Here is an 18,876-nt window from a genome sequence, read left to right as displayed (position 1 = left end):
GGAGCTGGGGGTCAACCCCAACACCGTGGCCGCCGCGTACCGCACGCTGCGCGAGCGCGGAGTCATCGAGACGGACGGGCGGCGCGGCAGCCGGGTGCGGGCGCGCCCCGCGACCGCGCCGCGCGACACGCTGCGGATGACCGTCCCCGAGGGCGTACGGGACCTCACGCAGGGCAACCCGGACGTCTCGCTGCTGCCGTCCCTGGACGGGGCGCTGGCCGCGGCCGCCCGGCGGTACGCGCGGGCGCCGACCCTGTACGGACAGGACCCGGTGGTCCCGGACCTCGCCCGGCTCGCCTTGGCCGGCCTGGAGGCGGACGGGGTCCCGGCCGGGCCCGTGGCGGTGACCTCGGGGGCGCTGGACGGCATCGAGCGGGTGCTGGCCGCCCACGTGAGGCCCGGTGACGCGGTCGCCGTCGAGGACCCGGGCTGGGCGGCGCTGCTGGACCTGGCGGCCGCGCTGGGGCTGAAGCTGCTCCCGGTGGCCGTCGACGACGAGGGGCCGGTGCCGGCGGCGGTGGAGCGGGCGCTGGCCGAGGGGGCGCGCGCGCTGGTGGTGACGGCCCGCGCGCAGAACCCGACCGGGGCCGCCGTCAGCGCGCCGCGGGCCCGGGAACTGCGGGAGCTGCTGGCCGGGCATCCCGGGGTGCTGGTCATCGACGACGACCACGGGCACGGCATCGTGGACCTGCCGCTGTGCCCGCTGAGCGGGGTGACCCGGCACTGGGCGCTGATCCGCTCCACGGCCAAGGCGTACGGGCCCGACCTGCGGCTCGCGGTGCTCACCGGCGACGCGGTGACCCTGGACCGGGTCCGGGGCCGGCAGCGGCTGGGGCCGGGCTGGGTCAGCCGGCTGCTCCAGTACGCGGTCGTGGAGCTGTGGGCCTCCGGCGCCGTGGACCGGACGGCGGTGGCGCGCGCCTACGGGCTGCGCCGGGAGGGGCTGATCACGGCGCTCGCGGAGCGGGGCGTACGGGCGTACGGGCGCAGCGGGATGAACGTGTGGCTGCCCGTCGCCGACGAGACGGCGGTGGTCACGCGGCTGCTGGCGGCCGGGTGGGCCGTCACGGCGGGGGCCCGGTTCCGGGTGGAGGCGGGGCCGGGCGTGCGGATCACCGTCTCCGGGCTGGGCGTGTCCGAGGTCGGCGCGCTGGCCGACGCGGTGGCGGCGGCGGTCCGCCCGGCCGGGGGCACCCGCTTCGACTGAACGCACCGGCCCCGCCGCGGAATGCGGCGGGGCCGGGCGGGGCGGCGGGTGCGCGCGGGCCTCAGGCGGGGCGGCGGGTGCGGGCCTGGGTGAGGGCCGCGCCGGCCAGGACGATGACCGCGCCGACCGGGGTGTTCCAGTGGAGCTGCTCGCCGAGGACCATGACGCCCGCGGCCGTCGCGATCACCGGGATGAAGTAGGTGACCATCTGCGCGGTGGTCGGGCCGACCTCCGTCACCAGCCCGTACTGCATCTGCAGGGCCATCCCCGTGCCGAGGGCGCCCAGGGCGGCCACCGCGAGGGTCGGCCACAGCGGGAAGGACGCCGGGGCGGAGGTGAACAGGGCGCTCACGGCGGCCAGCTGGACCGTGGACACCATGAGCTGCGCGCCCGTCAGGGCCACCGGGGAGCCCTGGGTGCCCGCCAGGGTGCGGCGGACGTAGATCCAGCCGATCGGGTAGCAGAGCGAGGCCAGCAGGGCCAGGGCGGTGCCCTTGGCGTCGATGCCGGCGAAGCCCTGCCAGGCGCCGAGGACGGTCAGGACGCCGAGGAAGCCGAGGCCCAGGCCGGCGAAGCGGCGGCGCGTCGGGCGGTCCTCGGAGAGGGCGACCAGCGAGAGCGCCATGCCCCACAGCGGGGAGGTCGCGTTGCAGATCCCGGCGAGGCTGGAGGGGATGGTCAGCTCGGCGTACGCGAACAGCGAGAAGGGGGCCGTGTTCAGCAGGAGCGCCGCCACCGTGAGGTGGCCCCAGGTGCGCGGGCCCCGGGGGAGCGGTTCCCGCCGCACCAGCAGGACGGCCAGCAGGGCCAGCGCGCCGAAGAGGACCCGGCCCAGGGCGACCTGGAAGGGTGCGAACGCCTCCGTGCCGACCTTGACCAGGAGGAAGCTGAAGCCCCAGACCACCGAGAGGAAGGCGAAGCGCAGCCGCCAGTCGAAGCGGCCGGAGCCGGTCCCCGGCGCGGAGGGTCGCGCGGTGGGCGGTGTCGTGGGGGAGGGGGCCCGGCGGGAGGTGGTGGGTGCGCTCATGGGCTCACTCTGCGGCCCGGAACCTCGTAGGACAAGCGAGACTTCCTCCGCCCGACCGCGTAGCATCGCTTACATGTTGAACCTGGAGCGGCTGCGCACCCTCGACGCCCTCGCCCGCCACGGCTCGGTCAGCGGTGCGGCGGACGGCCTCCATGTGACCACGTCCGCCGTCTCGCAGCAGATGGCCAAGCTGGAGCGGGAGGTCGGCCAGCCCCTGCTGTCCAAGAACGGCCGCGGGGTCCGCCTCACGGACGCCGGGCGGCTGCTCGCCGATCACGCCGCCCGGATCATCTCCCAGGTGGAGCTGGCCCAGGCCGACGTCGAGGCACGGCGGGGCTGCGCCGTCGGGGAGCTGCGGATCGGCGCCTTCCCCACCGCGATGCGCGGCCTGCTGCCGGGGGCCCTGACCGCCCTGCGCGCGGACCACCCCGAACTGCGGGCCCTGGTACGGGAGCGGGAACCGGAGGAGGCCATGCTGGCCGTCGTGCGCGGGGACCTCGACATGGCCCTGGCCATCGACTGGTACAACAAGCGGATGCCGGTGCCGGCCGAGCTGACCCGCGCCCACCTGCTGGACGACGCCGTCGACATCGCGGTCCCGGCCGCCCATCCGCTGGCCGGCCGTACGCAGATCTCGCTGGCCGACTTCGCCGACGACGACTGGATCTCCTGGAACGAGGGCCAGTTCTGCCACGAGTGGCTGGTGTTCACCCTGCGCGGCACCGGGATCGAGCCGCGCGTCGCGCACATCGCCGAGGAGCACCACACCCAGCTCGCCTTCGTGGAGGCCGGGCTGGGCGTGTGCGTGACGCCCCGGCTGGGGCGCGGGCCGGTGCCGCCGGGCGTCAGGCTGCTGCCCGTGTGCGACACCGTACGCCGTCACGTGTACGCCGTCTGGCGCGCGGACGCGGGCCGGCGGCCGTCCATCCGGGCCGCCGTCGAGGCGCTGCACGCGGCGGCGGCGGCCGCCGTCTAGGCGCGGGCGGGCGGCTCAGATCTTGCGGAAGTCCCAGGAGACGACCGCGTCGGGGGTGAGGCGGATCCAGGCGTGGCGGCCGTCGTGCGGCATCTCCTCGATGCCGAAGTTCTTGACCGGGAAGATCCGTTCGGGCTCCGCCAGCTCGGGACAGGGCTCGCCGGTGCGCGGGGCCTCGCCCACGAACACCGCGCTCCCTGACAGCTCGACCCCGCGCAGCTCGTCGTAGGACTCGCCGGAGTCCACCACCACCGAGATCCGCGGGTCCTTGCGCAGGTCGGACCAGCGGCGGCTGCGGGTGATCGAGTACAGCCACAGGGAGGTGCCGTCCCAGGCGAACCACAGGGCGCCCACGTGCGGACGCCCGTCGGGGGAGACGGTGGCGACCCGGCAGGTGCGCTGCTCGCGCAGGAAGGCGTCCACCTCCTCGTCGGACATCATGATGCGGCGGCCGCGCCGCTGCGTCCCGGCCCCACCTGTTCCGGGCCCACGCGTCTCGTCCATCGCTCCCACGCCCCTTCACATCTGACTGTGTGTCAGGAATCATGCGGGCTCCGCCGCCGCCACGCCAGGGGGAGCCATGCCGGACTTCGATCCCGCCACCACCGCGCTGCTCACCGTCGAATGCCAGAACGGAGTCGTCGGCGAGGAGAGCGCCCTGCCCGAACTGGCCAAGGAGGCCCGGGACTCCGGGATGCTGGAGCGGGTGGCCGCGCTCGCCGACGCCGCGCGGGCGGCCGGCGTGCAGGTGCTGCACGCGGTCGCCGAACGCCGGCCCGACGGGCTCGGGGCCAGCACCAACGCACGGCTCTTCCGGGCCGCCGGGAAGCTGCCCGTGCGCCAGCTCACCGGGAGCCGGGCGGTCGAGGTCGCGGCCCCGATCACCGTCGACGGACGGGACCTGGTGGTCCGGCGGCTGCACGGACTCTCCCCGATGGCCGGCACCGACCTGGACGCCCTGCTGCGCAACCTCGGCGTGCGCACCCTCGTCGTCACGGGGGTCTCCTCGAACATCGCGATCCCCAACACCGTCTTCGACGCCGTCAACCTCGGATACCAGGTCGTCGTCCCCGCCGACGCCATCGCCGGGGTGCCCGCCTCCTGCACCGCCGAGGTGATCCGCAACTCCCTCGCGCTGGTGGCGGCCATCACCACCACCGAAGCCCTGCTCACCCAGTGGGCTCCGGCGCCCTGACCCCCGTAACCTGGGCGGATGCTGTCCGAAGTGATCGCGACCCGTTACGTCACGCCCCTGCGTGAGGGCGGCTCGCTCCCGGGGATCGTCGAGGCCGACGATCTCGGTACCTATGTCATGAAGTCCCCGAGGCCAGTGCTCTGAGCTGGGGTTTTCCCCTCCTGTGCGTCGCTGACCTGCGGTGCGGCTCTTTCTCGGTCTTTCACGGGCTTTCTGCTTTATGTAGCCGGAACTCCCCAGAAACTCCCCGAGCGGCCTCGGAACTCCCCAGCCGCTCCCCAGGATGGCGGCTCTGGCCTGGCCTCGCCGCTCGACACAAGCTTGCCGGTACACCGGCCGGAAGTACACGGAGCGTGATGTGGAGTTGGGGCACTGCGGGCGAGCGGTCGACCTCAGCCAGCGACTGCACCCAACAGGGACCACGAGGCCCTTCTGATTGGGCGGCAACATGAAGGCGCCGCCTTCCGTACCAGGGTGAGACCTGTACGGAAGGCGGCGCTTTTGCGTCTGGTGCACTCGATGAAGTCCCACTCGGACCCGGTGCGCAGACTTCGGGTTGGCCGCTTACGGTGACGATTGGGAAAGGGCTCCAGAACATCCCGCCTGCCGGAAATAGATCTGGCTGACTGCGCGTTGCCGGTAGGTCAATGCGAAGGGGGAGGTGTCGGGCCTGAAGCTGTTCAACACGAAGGGCGGCGTGACGGAGGTCGTGCCGCGTCTGGCCGAGGTCGAGGCCGATGTTCAGGACCTCGTCGAGGGGCACATGCAGACCATGCTCGGGGTCCGGTTCCTGGCGAGCGAATACAGCACCGGACCGGTTCACGGCGGCCGGATCGACTCGTTGGGCATCGACGAGAACGGCGCACCGGTGATCGTCGAGTACAAGCGCGGAACCGACGCGGGAGTCATAAACCAGGGCCTCTTCTACATGGCCTGGCTGCTCGATCACCGGGACACGTTCCGGCACCTGGTCCGCGACCGGCTCGGGGCCCACGCCGCGGCCCAGGTGCTGTGGAGCGCACCGAGGCTGATCTGCGTGGCTGGCGACTTCACCCGCTACGACATCCACGCCGTCCGCGAGCACCGGCACGCCATCGACCTGGTCCGCTACCGGTACTTCGGCAGCGAGCACGTCGGCCTTGAGACGGTGGCCTCCTTCGCCGGCCGTGCCGCGGCGCCGAAGGCCGGGAGCGTGAGTCGGGGTACGGCGAAGGCGCAGCGGACCGCGACGGAGGCCGGGGCCATGGCGGAGCTGGCTGCTGCGGTCGACGAGGTACTGCTCGGGCTCGGTGAGGACCTTACGAAGGTCTCGAACCAGACCTACACCGCCTACCGGCGCATGCAGAACTATGCGTGCCTGGTCCCGCCGAAGAAGGCCAAGCTGGTGGTCTACCTGAAGGCTGCACCGGCGACGGTCGACCTCGTGCCCGGCTTCGCCCGCGATGTGACGGGGCTTGGCCACCACGGCACCGGCGACCTGGAACTCACGCTTCAGTCCGAACGCGATCTGGAGCGCGCGGTCGAGTACTTCCGCCAGAGCTACGCGGTGGCATAGCCAGGCTGGGCTGGGCCGTCGGCTGCTTGAGGGTGAGGGGGAAGTTGCGGGGTGCGGCGTAGCAGTGCCTTCCGACGGCTGGGGCAGGGGTGGCGGTGGATCTCTAATGATCCCGCCAATCCCCGGTTTGGCTGACCGGGGTTTCGATGCTATGTTGCGCGCCGCACTGCGGGGGCTGGCCGCCTGGGCTGAGGTCTTGGAATCAGCGGGGGCGGCGTCCCGTCGTCTCTTCCCACCGGTCGCGGGCGGCTTCTAGGTCAGCTTGGGCTGTCTCCACGCGGGTGTCTTCGCGGTGTCTGGTGGCTATGGTGTCCACTTCCTGGCGGGCAGAATCCACCGCGGCCGTGTCTGCGCGTACTGCCTCCAGAGCTTCTTCTGCCTTCTCGATCGCGCGGGAGCGTTGCTTGCGGAGTTTGCTGCCAGCGGCGATGGCATTTTGAAGGCGGACGCTGAACTGACGGACAGCCTCCTCGGGGCAGTCGGTATCCACCGGGTGGAGTTCGGATTGGCCGTCAGGGTGAGTGACATACAGGTATGCCTTCTTGCCCGAACGGGCAGGCTCACAGTGCGCGGCGATTCCCGCGAGGGGCAGTTGCTCCGTTCCGATGTGCAGTTCGTGCTCGTATAGGGAGAGCGGTCCCAGCGCGGCGAGTTGCTCGCCGTGGTCGGGGGTAAGCAATGCGTTCAGTTCGCGGTGCGCGCGGTCGACGCGCTGGCGGTGAGTCTGCTCGGCCCAGGCCAGGCGGGCGCGGGCGGCGGCCAGATCGGTTCCGGCCTTCACCTTCAGGGAGCGCAGGGCGCTGCGGGCGGCGTACAGGTCCTGCCGGTCTTCGTGGTGAGCCTCAGAGAATGCGAATTTCCATCCGCCCGGGTAGCGGTACATCTGCCATCCCACGATGCCCGCCAGCACGGCGAGCAGCCCGGCGAACAGTTGGATCAACGACATGCGAACTCCCTTCTGCTGGCGCGGGTTGTGCCGCCCCGAGGCCCGTGCTCCTAGCGTGCCGGTCCGGTACACCAGTACATGTGGGAGGCCCTGGCCGTACTGGGTTAATCCGGGAGCGGAAGTGCTTGCCTTCCTGATGTCTGCGGTTCGCATCGCTCAAGCGGCCGGGCCCATCGTCGGAACGCAGGCCCGGCCGCCTGTCGGCGGGTGCACGGCGTCCATCCACCGGCGCCTCCTGTTTGGGCGTGCTGACATGGGAGTTCAGGGCCGGGTGATGGCAAGGATGTGGGCAGAGGCGTCGGTGAGCGCAGCGTGCGGTTCCGCGAGCCGCGCTGCGGCGAGGGCAGCGTCGTACATCGCCGTGTCCAAGAGGTTGGTGGCGGTGTACTTCTCGATGGCCTTGACCGCCACCCAACCGGGTCCCTCGACGCCATACAGGGTGGGGTCGGCGAGTCCCGCTTCGGTGATTTCCTCGCGGAGTTCGTCTGAGGTCTGGAAGTAGGCGACGGTGAAACCGCGCTGTCCGGCGTAGCGGCCCTGGTCGAGGGTGTCGCGCACTCCGTCCTGGATGGCGGGCTCGGTGATGCCAGTAGTGGCGATGTAGTCGAGCAGGGGGGAGTAACGGGAGATCGCGGCTGCAGCGACGACACCTCCCGGCCGTGCTACGCGGGCAGCTTCGGCCAGCGCGGAGAACCGGTCGGCCTTGTCGTGGAGGTGGTACAGCGGACCGAGGAGCAGCACCACGTCATACGAGTCGGCTGCTGCGGTGAGAGCACGGGCGTCGCCCAGCTCGGCTGTCACGCAGTCAAGGGCGCCGGCCTGGCTGATGTGCTTGGGTACGGGGTCCACGACGTGCACGGCGTAGCCGTCCTCGGCGAGCCAGCGGGCGTGGGTTCCGGGGCCGCCACCGACATCGAGTACGCGCGCCGGAGCGGGTGGGAGGTGGCGGCGGAGTAACTCGCGGGTCCGTGCGAATTCCAGGGTGCCCGTGGCAGTCGCGTGCAGTCGTGCGGCTTCGTCGGAGCGGGTGTAAAAGTCGATGATCTCCGGGCGTACATCGGGGGTTCTCGTCATTGGGGAGTCCTCATTCTGTCGGGCCGGTGATGTCCGGCAGGGTAGGGGACATGACGAAGTGATCACTGCGATTTTCGGCGGCCCAACACGGCGGATCCTGCCCGCTCGTACGAACGCGGCTGACAGACTGCGGCTCACGCCCGGCCCCGACCAGCCAGCAGGAGACGGGCGGGAGAGTGCTCTGAATTGCCCGCCAACGGCGTTCTTCTCGTCCTAGTCTGGTGGCATGATTCCTGATTTTGTGTCAGATCTACGAAAGGTAGTCGGCCCCGACTGGCCGTTGTGGCTGCCAGGGGTGGTCGGAGTAGTCGTCGACGAGGAGCAGAGGGTGCTCCTGCAGCGGCGGTCTGCTGCGGGGCTGTGGACGCCGTTGAGCGGGATCCTGGAGCCCGGCGAAGCGCCGGCCGCTGCGGTAGTGCGGGAGGTGGCGGAGGAGACCGGTGTGCGGGTGGTGGTGGATCGCCTGGTGGCGGTGACATCGTCCCCACAGGTGCGGCACAGCAACGGTCATGTGGCGCAGTACTTCGAGGTCGTGTTCGCCTGCTGTCCGGCAGAGGCGGGTCAGTCGCCGCGTGTCTGTGACGACGAGTCGTACGCGGTCGGCTGGTTCCCGCTGGACGGCCTACCGCCGATGACCGATCGGATGCGGGAACTCATCGAACTGGTCGGCAAGAACGAGCCTCAGGCCTGGTTCGCTCCGGCACCGTGACCACGCACCGAGCTCCACGCCGGCGGGCGGAGCCGGGCCGGTCAGGCGGGAACGGCTCCCGTGCGGACGGCGAACTCGCGCAGGCCCTGTACACGTGCCGGGCTGTAGAGCAGGCTCGACGTCAGCGCCCGCAGCGCCGGACGGCGCACCTCCTGGGCCGCTTCCTCCTCGACGCGGCGCAGAGCAGCGAATGCCTCCTCACCGTTGCCGAGCGCGTGCCACATGCGGGCCGTGTCCGTCCAGGCGCGGGCGCGGCGTTCGGGGGTCGGCATGAGGTCGATGTTCAGGCCTCGCGCGATCTCCACACCCTCGTCCGGGGTGCCGAGGGTGGTGTGAACGCCAATGCGGTAGACGGCGGCCTGGGTCTTGGTGGCATCGACGGTGAAGAGACCGCTGGGAGCCGCCTGCGGGCGGCGCTCGACGGTCTCATCGGCCTCGTCGAGCAGAGCGAGCGCGGTTGTCCGGTCGCCGCCAGCGGCTGCCGAGTAGGCCGCAGTCAGCAGCAAAGTGGTCCGTACGGCTCCGGTGCGCCCTTCGGCAGGGTCGAGTACGGCTGCTTCGGCGGTGAGGAAGCGGACCGCGGAGGAGCAGCTGCCGGAGCGGCGCATGGTGATGGCCAGGACGCGGGCGGCTTCCCCGACGGGGACGGGCATCCCGCTAGCCCGGGCGGCGGCCAGAGCGCGATCGGCAGCAACCCATGCGGCGTCGGAATGCTGCTTCGCGGCAAGTTCGGAGGCCAGGACGTAAGCGCGGGCAAGGATGGCGTTGGCCTGTTGGCGAGCCCGGCCGACGGCCGCGTCCCTAGTCGCCTCCGTGGCGGAGAGCAGGCCGGGCAGCGAGTTGCCAAGGTCGTTGTAGCGGGCGGCGGTGAACGCCTCGCGCGCAGAGGCCGTCTGGTCGGCCAGCACCCGCAGCGGCGCGGGGCCAGCGGGCGGGAGCCGAAACAGCACGTCGTCGAGGTCCGGGACTACGGTGGGCGATGCAGCCGCCGTGCCCGTGCCGACGACGGCCGACGCTCCGGCAGCGAGCGCCCCCAGCAGGTTCCTGCGACGCATCGCGTCCTCCTCGTCCGACATCGGTAGGGTCCCCACGGTATCGATCACCGGGTCCGCGGGGGCATGGAACCCGCTGACCTGCTCAGGTGGGATATCGAGTACCCGGGCTAAGAGCAGGCAGGTGTCGAGGTTCACGCGCATCCGGTTGCCCTCGATCCGCGAGATCGCCGACGCCGAGTAGCCGACGGCCCGGGCGACATCAGCTTGCTTCAGCCGTAAGGCATGGCGGGCGCTGCGAAAGACGGCGCCCAGGTCGTTCGCATTGGGGCCCATTGGTACCTCCTGCGTACCGGCGGCGACGAGTGAGCGTAGCGCCTGGCACGGCACGGTAACAGGGCGCCCGAGTACACCCGGTCCTTCTCGCACGCGGTGTGCGGATGACGCACCCCGTGTGCGAGAGAGCCAGGAGCCGCTCCCGGACGGCCCCTGTGGGAGGGACGGTTGCGGCAGCAGGCAGACGGCGCACGGACCGTTTCGCTGCTCCCACCTTCGCGGAGGCATCCCTTGAACCTCCTGATCACCGGCGCCGCCGGCTTCATCGGCTCGGCCCTCACGCAGGCCCTGCGCGTCGCAGGGCACACGGTCACCCCGCTGGACAACCTGTCGGTCACCTCCCGGCGGCGGCCGAGCCCGCAGGGCCTGTTGGTTCGCGACGTCCGGTCGCTGACCGCACAGGACCTCGACCGTGTAGATACGGTTGTGCACCTGGCTGCGCTCAAGTCCGTTCCCGACAGCTTCGAGATCGGCGGCTTCGAGCACAACGTGGCCACCGACCGGCACCTGCTCCACACCTTCACCCAGTCGACCGCCAGCCGGCTGCTGCTGGCCTCCTCCTGCGAGGTCTACGGTCAGCAGGGCGGCCCGCTCGCCGAGACCGCGCCGTATGCCCCCCGTTCCCCGTACGCGGCGGGCAAGATGGCCACCGAGCATCTGGCCCAGATCTATCGGCCGATCCTGGGGGAGGGCCGCCAGGTCGGAGTGGTGCGGTTCTTCAACACCTACGGCCCGAGCGAGGGCCCCGACGCCGTCGTCCCCGCCTTCCTCGATGCTGTCGCCGAGGACCGTCCGCTGACGATCGAGGGCGACGGCACACAGGCCCGGGACCTGACGCACATCGACGACGCGGTCACCATGCTCACCCGCATCCTGGACGCCCCCGAGCTGCTGCCCGTCGTCAACTGCGGCTCCGGCGAGGCCGTTTCAGTCCTCGACCTCGCCCACGCAGTCATTCGTGCTGCCAGCCGCGGGACCATCACCCACACCGCCCCGCGCATCAACGAGATCGCCTCGTTCACCTCCGATCAGACCTTGTTCACCCGCACCTACGGGCTCGTCCCCCGCAGGCCCCTGAACGAGGCCCTGGCCCTCACCGCCGAGAGCCGCGCGCGCACCTGGATGGTGGCCGCAGGCGCCCGGTGAACACCACCGGCTAGTCCGCACTGCCCGGGGTGCCGGCTCGCTCGCCGGGCCGGGACCCCGATGCCCCTCCACCCACACCCACGGGAAGGGAATCCGTGAACGATCAGACCGTCCTGCCGCCCCCGCCCCGCACCGACACCCGCGCCATCCGCATCACCGGCGGCCACCGCCTGGAGGGCACGGTCTCTGTCCAGGGCAGCAAGAACGTCGCCCTCCACCTGTACGCCGCGGCCCAGCTTGCGGACGAACCGCTCACCCTGACCGGCATCCCGCACATCCTGGACACCCAGGTCTGCGCGGAGATCCTCACCCACACCGGCACCGCCGCCCAGATCATCGGTGACCGCTTCGAAGTCACCCCGGCTGCCGCCTGGCATCCCACCATTCCCGACCAGTTGGGCGGGCGCATCCGCACGACCGCCGTCATGGCCGCCGGCCTGCTCGCCCGAGCCGGTCGCATCGTCTTCCCCCTGCCGGGCGGTGACGCCTTCTGCCACCGCCGGATCGACCGGCACCTGGCCGCCATGGAGGCCGCTGGGGCCAGCGTGGCCGTCAGTGACACGCACGTCGAGGCCCGCCTGTCCGGTCGGGGCCCGGAGCCGTTCACCACCGACGTGATGACCCAGCAGTGGGGCCCGAGCCTGGGGGCCACGGTCACCGCGATGCTGCTCGCCGCTCGTGCCCGCGGCACATCCACCATCCTCAACCCCAACTCCGAACCGGAGGTGTTGGCGACCGCCGCGATGCTCGCGACAGGCGGGGTTGGCATCACATGGGAGGGCACCACCGCGCTCCATATCACCGGCACCGATCACATCACCGGCGGAAGCGTCCACGTCCCGCCGGACCGGCTGGAGGCCGCCACGCTCGCCCTGGCTGCCACCATCACCGGAGGAATCGTCCACCTCGACAACGTCCCCGTCACCACGTTTCCCGCGACCCTGGTGGCCATCCTCGCCGATGCCGGAATCGAGCTTTTCGCGGTGGACGGCGGCTCGCTCGGTCGTTGCCCGGCCGGCCCCCGGGCCGTGCAGGTGGCCACGGCCTCCGCTACGTGTACCGACGTCCAGCCCCAGCTGACGGCATTCCTCACCCAGGCCCCGGGCGTCTCCTGCATCGAGGAGCGGATCTACACCTCGCGGGCCACGCACGTTGACCCGCTCCGCAGCTTCGGCGCCGTCATCACCGCCGATGGCCCGACCATCACCGTGCACGGCCCGTCCCCCCTCACTGCGGCCCGGGTGGCTGGCCAGGACATCCGGGCCGTCGCCGCCCTGGTGATCGCAGCACTCGCAGCCAAGGGCACCTCGACCATCGGCGGCATCTACCACCTGGACCGCGGCTATAGCAACCTATTGCCCAAGCTCGAGGCGCTTGGCGCCGAACTGGCCGTCGTGCAGGAGTAGGAAGCCAAGGCAGCGGGTTTCCTGTAATGCAGTACCTGTGGGGCCATGTGTGCTGGATGATTGCTGCTGTGCGTGTAACTCGCCTGCGAATATCAGGTTTCCGCGGATGGAAGCATCTGGACCTTCGTCCTGACCGTCACGTAGTGCTGGCGGGAATTCCTCGCGCGGGTCGTACCGACATCATCGAGGCCCTCGCGCGGGTGCTGGATCCGGATGCGGCCCGGGGTGCTGCCCTGACCGACCTGTACCAGGAGGGCGTTGCGGCAACCGAAGAAGCCGCAGCTCCTGCAGTCCCCGAGGAGGCCGACGAAGGCGCGGTCCAGTCCGACCTATCTTGGGTTGCTCGCGTGGACGCGGCCGAGATCGAGGTGACCCTGACGGACCTCGATCCGGATGTACAGCAGCTAGTGGCCGACGGTGCCCTTGAACCACTGGACCCCTCCGGCACGGCGAGTGAGGACGCTGACGCCAATCCGGACGCTCCCCTGTGCATGCGAATGACGTACCGGCTCAGCTATGACAGCGATGCCGAGGTCTTGGAAACCGTCGTCTTCTATCCGGCCCGGAGCACCCCAGCAGTTGGCGACTACCTTCGGGTTCCGGCCGCGACCCGGCGGGCCCTGCCTGTAATCACCCTCAACGCTGGGGTTCCTCTTCAGCTTCGGGCCGGCGGGAACTTGCGCCGCTTCATCGACGAGCGGGACCCGAAGGCTGCTGCAGCAGCCTTCGAAACGCTACGGTCGGCTGTCGCCGAAGCCGTCGGATCACTGTCAGCCGATCCCGCGATCACCGAAGCCGTCGATGCGGTCCTAGCCGTCGGGGGTACTGCGAGTCGCCTGGGCGAAGGCACGATCTCAGCCAGAGACGTGGGTTTCCTCGCCGAGGATGGCACGGTCGCCGCCCTTCTGCGTACGTTGAGGGCGGCGCTGCGCTTGGACGACTCGGGGTTGCTGGCGCTGCCCAGTCACGGAAGTACGGTCACCGCCATCCTGTCCATGGCCGAGGCGATGCTCTTGGCGAACGTTCCCGGTGCGGTGGTCCTGGCAGACGACTTTGGTGATCAGCTCGATGCAGCAACTGCAGAGCACCTCGCCTCGCTGACACGTAGCCAGGCGGGCCAAGTATGGCTGTCAACGCGGCGGCCAGAAGTTGCCCGCGCGTTCGAACCCGGCGAGGTGGTACGTCTCGTCCGTCACGGGGGCCTTCGCGGGCACCATCAGATCGCGAAGACAACCGACCGGAAGAAGCTCGCCGCGCTGAGGCAGCTGCACACCCAGCTCCTTTCTGCGTTCACCGCACCGGTAGTCGCGATCACCGAGGGGCCGCACGACGTGGCCGTTCTGAGTATGGCCGACCGCCGGTACCCGCCGAGCAAGCTCCCGCTCTCTGCTCATGGCGTCCGCCTCGTCGCCGCAGGCACCGGCGGCGACGGCGGCATCGACCAGATCCCCCGCATCGCAGAACTCGCCCAGCAGCTCGGATTCCGCGTGATCGGCATGATCGACCGGGACAAGGAGACACCGCAGAGCGTTGAGCAAACGGCCGCAGTCCAAGCTGCCTGTGACGTCGTGGTCCGCCTGCCACCTGGGGCGATCGAACGGGCCATGGTTGCCGGCCTCGACCTCGCCACGGTCGCCGTGGCCAGCGCCCTGCTCACGGACTACGGCGTGCCCGACCCTCTGGCCGCTGACTCCAGTGAGTCCGCAGTGACTCAACTGTGCAAGGTGCTCCACAAGAAGGGCCTTCACGAACCCCTCCTGGAAGCCCTGTACAGCGAATTGCAGCCAGCGCCTGGCCACACACAAACGCATGAGCACCCGCTGAGCGAAGTGGTGGTCCACCCGCCCGTGCTGGCGGCGGCCCTCGACGCAATCGCCCAGGCCGCGAACGCCGCATACTCCGGCCCTAAGCTCGTCGACCTCCCCGAGGTAGCTCGGCCGCAGACGGAGCAGTGATGACGTACGCCCCGAAAGACAAGCAAATTGACGTCATCACCAGTACTGCTCCGGTCGTGGTTGTCCTGGGAGGCGCGGGCACGGGCAAGACGATAACTGCCGTCGCCGCAGCTCGGCGCCACCTCGAACGGGCAGACGAGGTACTCGCGATGGCCCGGCGGGCCGCAGCGCGTGACGGAGTGAGGACGAGGTTGCCTGCCCCAGAGCGCGCCTTGTTCCTATCGTTCTCCCGTACCGCAGTGGCACAGATCATCGACCGTGCAGCCGCGGTCATCGGGCCGTTCCGGCCGCGTCTGGAGGTCTCGACCTTCCACGGGTTCGCCTGGCGCGTCATCAGGAGCTTCGGCCCGCATCACGGGTATCCGCCGCCGCAGACGGTGCTGAGCAAGGCCAACAGCCTGGTTGCGGGGGCCCCGCCCGGCCTCACCTATGACGAGCTGATTCCCGCGGCAACCGGATTGCTTGCCCTCCCGAAAGTGCAGGCCCACTACCGCGGTCGGTACGGCATCGTCATCTGCGACGAATTCCAAGACACCGACGCCAGCGAGTGGGACTTTCTCCAGCTCATCGCGCCGCCTGCGCGCAGGATTCTGTTGGGTGACGCCAACCAGTGCATCTACACGTTCAAGAAGGGCGTCGACGCCACCGCCCGCATCGGTACAGCGATGGCTCTGCCCAGTGCCGTCGAGGTCCGACTGCCGCCGGCCAGCTTCCGCGACCCGAGCGGCATGCTTCCGGCAGCAGCTGAAGCTGCCCGCAGACGAGACTTCGACGACCCGGCTATCCGAGCAGCAGCTGATGCTGGGCGGCTGTCCATCACCCGGATCGAGGACGAGATCGGTCACCGCCACGTCCTAGAACTCGCCCGCCAAGCGCGCAGTCAAGGCGAGACGGTCAGCATCTTCACCCATACCAACGCCGCCACGACTGACCTCTCCGACGCGCTGACCGCCGACGGTCTGGCCCATGAGCAGGTGGGTTTCACCGAGGCGTATGGCGAAGCTCTCCCCGCCCAACTGGCTATGGTCCAGTTTGCCCTAGGGGACAGTGCGCCTGTTTTGCGTAGTCTCGCCGTGTACGTTTCGGCCACGCAAGGCGGAAACAAGATGCCTCCGCTTGCCCGGCAGATGCTTAATCCCTCCGACAATCCCGTTCTGGGCAGGGCATTTGAACGGTTGGCCAAAGACCTGCGAGCCGCCGCCGGCCATCCCGACCAACTTGCCGACGTTGTCGCGAACGCTTATCGCAGGATCGGAACCCACCGCGGCCAGGAGACCTGGATTCAAGCCGCGCAGTTGACCCGAACCACGCTGCGCTCGCTAGGAGACGAGTTCGATATCGAAGCCGCCACTGACCGGTTGCTACGTGCGCGCGACGAAATTCTCGTGGGCTCACACACCACCCGCCGCTTCCCCATCCAAGTCATGAACCTTCACCAGACCAAGGGGCGCGAGGCCGACACCACCATCCTGCTCCTCGGCTCGGAAGAGTTCTACGGCTACGAGGGGGAGCCTTTCCCCAACGGATCGAAACTGTTGTACGTCGTCATGACACGGGCACGGAAGCATGCCCGCCTCGTCGTCCCGGAGCAATCGCATCCTCTGTGGGCGCCGCTCGTGGCTGCCCTGAGCTAGTTATCGAAGCCGAGGCCTGTCCCTCAGGCTCAGCCCTAACACGTCGACTGCTGTGCGGCGGCGCTACTTGGCCGGCTGGCCACCAAGGTGGGGTTAGCAGAGCCGCGGTCGGCAACCCGGCCGGAGGACTTGGTCAGCGTGGGGCTGTGTGCCTGCCTGCTGGACTGTGGGGGTGGGCCACAGCGGGAGGTCCGGGCAGGTGGGCTGTGGGGCGGGTAGTACCGATTTGAGGCTGCCGGTGTCCTTTACCGTGGGCGAGTTCGAAGGCGATGTCCTGGAGCAGGGCTGCGGGTGTGTGCGTCGAGAACCGTATTGACCAAGTTGGCTGGTAGGGAGTGTTTCCACCCCAGACGGTCCATGCGTCGAGTGGGGTCCTTGGCCGTGAGGCGGCGAAGGTGTCGAAGCGGACGCCAGCGGGTTCCTCGCTGGGCGCCGTCCATTCCACCAGTCGGGCAGTGACGGTCAGAGGCCAGCCGGTCTCGGCGAGGTAGCGGGTGGCCTCGGCGAGCGTCTTGTCGCTGACGGCAGTGGCTGGTCCCGGACCCCAGCCGTTGCCGGCGGCGAGGCTGTCGAGCAAGGCGCGCACGATGTCGACGGGAGTGCTACGGGTGGCCGTGGCGTGCCAGAGGCGTTCACCGACCGGGGACTCGTACGACGCGACCGCCCAGGCGTCAGGCGCACCGGGATAGGCCTCGTGGAAGAACTGCACACGCACGGCCAGCGATTCGTGGTTGGCGACGGTGGTGCCGTCGGACCATGTGCGCACCTTCTCCCATTCGTCCTGCGAGGCGAGGAATCGGTCAAGGAGGTCTTCGTGGTCGCCAGGGTCAGCGGCGTATACGGGTACTGCTTCCGGCGACGGCTCGCTGGACGCGAGGCTCGGGTCCGGGTCGGGGGCCGAAGCGGGGGTCGGGGTCGGCGCATCGGAGGGCGGTGTGGTGATGGCAGAGACGGCAGCGCGCTCGATGTCTGTGAGGGGGGCCGGCCCGGGGCGGACGGCGACAGAGTGCTGGCGCTGGAAGTCCGCCACGGCCTCGGCCTCGGATTCGTAGTCCGTGACCTCCTGGCGGAGATAGTCCTCGCCGTGCAAGTAGACGCTCTTGCCGCCTTCGTAGGTGCCGACAGCGACGGTGGTCCATCCGGCCTGGGCATGCATGTGGATGGTGAGGTGGCCGGAGGCGATGTCGTCGTGGATCCGCTGGGCTTCGGCGCTGACCTCCCGGATCTCGGCCCGATCCAGGTAGGGCATCGGGTAGTTGCCGTACGTCCACTCGGTGTCGATCTCCGTTTGGAGGGTCGGGGCGATCTCCACTGTCGCGCCCGCGTCGCGCAGAGCTTGCGCGGCCTTGTCGGCGTAGTAGGGCTCGTCGTGGTCGATGCGGGCCAGGACGAGGGTCCTGAGGTCGATCTGGCGGAAGCCGCGGTTGGACAGCGCGGTGCGTGACAGGTTCCGGCTGGTCTCGGGGCCAGCGAGGGAGGCGGTCACGGCGCTGCTGTGGTCGGGGTGGCGGGCGAGGAGGATGTGAGCCTCGCCGAGGCCGGGCTGGGGCATGGGACTCGATTCCGGGGCCCGGCTGGCGTGCTGCCGGCCGGGCCCGCTCGGGGGTGGTCTATCGGGAGGCCCGCGCGGGTACCGCGGGTGGGGTGATGCGTGGGGTGGCAGGCCCGGCGCGCGCTGCTGGGGCGGGCTTAGCGCGCGGGGGGCTGGCGGACGAAGGGTGGGTGGCGTGCTGCCATCGGGCGCGGACGGCGCCGAGGTCGGCGAGTGCGCGGCGGCTGCCGGTGATCAGCTGGTGCGGGGTGTTTGCGGGGTCGTCGGTGAAGGCGTGGATGTGCAGGCCGGTGGTGTGGGCCTGGTGGAGGAGGGAGCGTTGCAGGATCTGCTCGCCCCAGTGCTCCGATGAGCCGGCCGGGGTGGCGAGTATGGCCAGCACCTCCGCGGCGGTTGCTCCGGAGGCGAGGAGGCCGTGGTGCTGTGCTTCCCAGAGCACCGTTACCGCGTCGATCGGATCGCCCCGGTAGGCCAGGGAGGCCATGCACCTGTACAGGACGCCGTGAAGGGGGACGGTGAAGTCCTCGGGCCGCAGCCACCTCATCTCGGGCAGGGAGGCGGGGCGCGCGGCCGCCGTCGACAGCAGTAGCTGTTCCTCTCCGGCGGTATCGGTCTCGGTTCTGGTGTCCCGGGTCGGTGGGGGCGGCAGCACCGTGCGGGGGAGGGAACCGGGGTGTGAAGGGAAGAGCCCCGCGAGGTCGTCTAGGACGGCGGCGACCGCGTCGGCACGGTCCAGGACGTGCGCGGCGGGGTTCGGCACGGGGTCGGTGGCTGCTTGGGTGAGGCGCTCGGCGGCGGCCCGAATGGTGAGGCGGGCCCTGTTGGCCACGATCATCTGCGCGTAGGCGGGTGCGTGGCTGGGGTTGGGGCAGGCGTCGGTCAGGGTGTGGAGGTAGGAGGCGGTCAGCCCGCGGGCGTGGGGCCGGGCGCGGTCGAGGAGAGCGGTGATCCATACCGGTTCCCGGGCGTGGATGTCCGGGGCCGGAGGGGTGAGCGCGCTCATTGCCGCGAACAGGGCGCCGTGCATCGCGACGCTGAAGTGCTCTGGGCCGAGCGGGCCGAGCGTCTTGATCCGGAGAGGCTCGAGGATGACCGCGCCGAGGAGGGCTTGCTCGGCGAACCGGACGGGCGGGTCCGGAGGCACGTCGTCCAGGGCCAAATCTTCC

Annotated in this window: 17 protein-coding genes; 10 read left to right on the top strand and 7 right to left on the bottom strand. The window is 70.2% G+C overall.

Going from position 1 to position 18,876, the window contains the following annotated elements:
* Positions 1-1,207 (top strand): aminotransferase class I/II-fold pyridoxal phosphate-dependent enzyme (locus ACFV0Q_RS11465; protein ID WP_385003917.1); only part of this gene is annotated, 1,207 nt, incomplete at its 5' end.
* Between the two features lie 61 nt (positions 1,208-1,268).
* On the opposite strand, the gene ACFV0Q_RS11460 is transcribed toward ACFV0Q_RS11465, so the two are convergent.
* Complete coding sequence (locus ACFV0Q_RS11460; RefSeq protein WP_385003915.1) at positions 1,269-2,234, bottom strand: DMT family transporter; 966 nt, start codon at positions 2,232-2,234, stop codon at positions 1,269-1,271.
* Between the two features lie 73 nt (positions 2,235-2,307).
* Between ACFV0Q_RS11460 and ACFV0Q_RS11455 the strand changes: the two genes are divergently transcribed.
* Entirely contained in the window at positions 2,308-3,210 is a 903-nt protein-coding gene (locus ACFV0Q_RS11455; RefSeq protein WP_385003913.1) for a LysR family transcriptional regulator, read from the top strand.
* A 15-nt stretch (positions 3,211-3,225) separates the two neighbouring features.
* Here ACFV0Q_RS11455 and ACFV0Q_RS11450 read toward each other — a convergent pair whose 3' ends face one another.
* The gene (locus ACFV0Q_RS11450) at positions 3,226-3,714 is read right to left on the bottom strand and encodes a pyridoxamine 5'-phosphate oxidase family protein (RefSeq protein WP_385003911.1); all 489 of its coding nucleotides are present in this window, start codon (positions 3,712-3,714) and stop codon (positions 3,226-3,228) included.
* Between the two features lie 76 nt (positions 3,715-3,790).
* Between ACFV0Q_RS11450 and ACFV0Q_RS11445 the strand changes: the two genes are divergently transcribed.
* From ACFV0Q_RS11445 to ACFV0Q_RS11435, 3 genes are all read left to right on the top strand, one after another.
* Positions 3,791-4,405: a cysteine hydrolase gene (locus ACFV0Q_RS11445; RefSeq protein WP_385003909.1), complete on the top strand. Its 615-nt coding sequence runs from the start codon at positions 3,791-3,793 to the stop codon at positions 4,403-4,405.
* Positions 4,406-4,423: 18 nt separating this feature from the next.
* Positions 4,424-4,549, top strand: coding sequence for a hypothetical protein (locus ACFV0Q_RS11440; protein ID WP_376130497.1), 126 nt, complete (start codon positions 4,424-4,426; stop codon positions 4,547-4,549).
* A gap of 517 nt (positions 4,550-5,066) precedes the next feature.
* Positions 5,067-5,960 (top strand): DUF5655 domain-containing protein, encoded by an 894-nt coding sequence (locus ACFV0Q_RS11435; RefSeq protein WP_385003907.1) that lies wholly within the window; start codon positions 5,067-5,069, stop codon positions 5,958-5,960.
* A 202-nt stretch (positions 5,961-6,162) separates the two neighbouring features.
* Here the strand turns inward: ACFV0Q_RS11435 and ACFV0Q_RS11430 are convergent, their stop codons facing one another.
* Complete coding sequence (locus ACFV0Q_RS11430) at positions 6,163-6,906, bottom strand: hypothetical protein (protein ID WP_385003905.1); 744 nt, start codon at positions 6,904-6,906, stop codon at positions 6,163-6,165.
* A gap of 261 nt (positions 6,907-7,167) precedes the next feature.
* Entirely contained in the window at positions 7,168-7,980 is an 813-nt protein-coding gene (locus tag ACFV0Q_RS11425) for a class I SAM-dependent methyltransferase (protein ID WP_385003903.1), read from the bottom strand.
* A gap of 226 nt (positions 7,981-8,206) precedes the next feature.
* Between ACFV0Q_RS11425 and ACFV0Q_RS11420 the strand changes: the two genes are divergently transcribed.
* Complete coding sequence (locus ACFV0Q_RS11420; protein WP_385003901.1) at positions 8,207-8,689, top strand: NUDIX domain-containing protein; 483 nt, start codon at positions 8,207-8,209, stop codon at positions 8,687-8,689.
* 41 nt (positions 8,690-8,730) lie between these two features.
* On the opposite strand, the gene ACFV0Q_RS11415 is transcribed toward ACFV0Q_RS11420, so the two are convergent.
* Complete coding sequence (locus tag ACFV0Q_RS11415; RefSeq protein WP_385003899.1) at positions 8,731-10,017, bottom strand: helix-turn-helix domain-containing protein; 1,287 nt, start codon at positions 10,015-10,017, stop codon at positions 8,731-8,733.
* A gap of 231 nt (positions 10,018-10,248) precedes the next feature.
* On the opposite strand from ACFV0Q_RS11415, the gene ACFV0Q_RS11410 reads away from it, so the two are divergent.
* From ACFV0Q_RS11410 to ACFV0Q_RS11395, 4 genes are all read left to right on the top strand, one after another.
* Positions 10,249-11,163, top strand: a complete 915-nt coding sequence (locus tag ACFV0Q_RS11410) for an NAD-dependent epimerase/dehydratase family protein (RefSeq protein WP_385003897.1) — start codon at positions 10,249-10,251, stop codon at positions 11,161-11,163.
* A gap of 95 nt (positions 11,164-11,258) precedes the next feature.
* Positions 11,259-12,569: a UDP-N-acetylglucosamine 1-carboxyvinyltransferase gene (locus ACFV0Q_RS11405; RefSeq protein WP_385003895.1), complete on the top strand. Its 1,311-nt coding sequence runs from the start codon at positions 11,259-11,261 to the stop codon at positions 12,567-12,569.
* Between the two features lie 26 nt (positions 12,570-12,595).
* Positions 12,596-14,524 (top strand): hypothetical protein, encoded by a 1,929-nt coding sequence (locus ACFV0Q_RS11400; protein ID WP_385003893.1) that lies wholly within the window; start codon positions 12,596-12,598, stop codon positions 14,522-14,524.
* Positions 14,524-16,158 (top strand): UvrD-helicase domain-containing protein, encoded by a 1,635-nt coding sequence (locus ACFV0Q_RS11395; protein ID WP_385003891.1) that lies wholly within the window; start codon positions 14,524-14,526, stop codon positions 16,156-16,158. Before ACFV0Q_RS11400 ends, ACFV0Q_RS11395 begins: the two co-directional genes overlap by 1 nt.
* A 133-nt stretch (positions 16,159-16,291) precedes the next feature.
* Here the strand turns inward: ACFV0Q_RS11395 and ACFV0Q_RS11390 are convergent, their stop codons facing one another.
* Together ACFV0Q_RS11390 and ACFV0Q_RS11385 are read right to left on the bottom strand one after the other, a co-directional pair.
* Positions 16,292-17,710, bottom strand: coding sequence for a DUF317 domain-containing protein (locus ACFV0Q_RS11390; RefSeq protein WP_385003889.1), 1,419 nt, complete (start codon positions 17,708-17,710; stop codon positions 16,292-16,294).
* A 58-nt stretch (positions 17,711-17,768) separates the two neighbouring features.
* Positions 17,769-18,869: a DnaB-like helicase N-terminal domain-containing protein gene (locus ACFV0Q_RS11385; protein ID WP_385003887.1), complete on the bottom strand. Its 1,101-nt coding sequence runs from the start codon at positions 18,867-18,869 to the stop codon at positions 17,769-17,771.
* Positions 18,870-18,876: the final 7 nt, after the last annotated feature.

Origin of the sequence: Streptomyces sp. NPDC059564 (assembly GCF_042735575.1) — a bacterium.
Lineage (GTDB): Bacteria > Actinomycetota > Actinomycetes > Streptomycetales > Streptomycetaceae > Streptomyces.
Note: the sequence above shows the minus strand (reverse complement) of the source record. Positions and strands in the feature narration are given on the sequence as shown.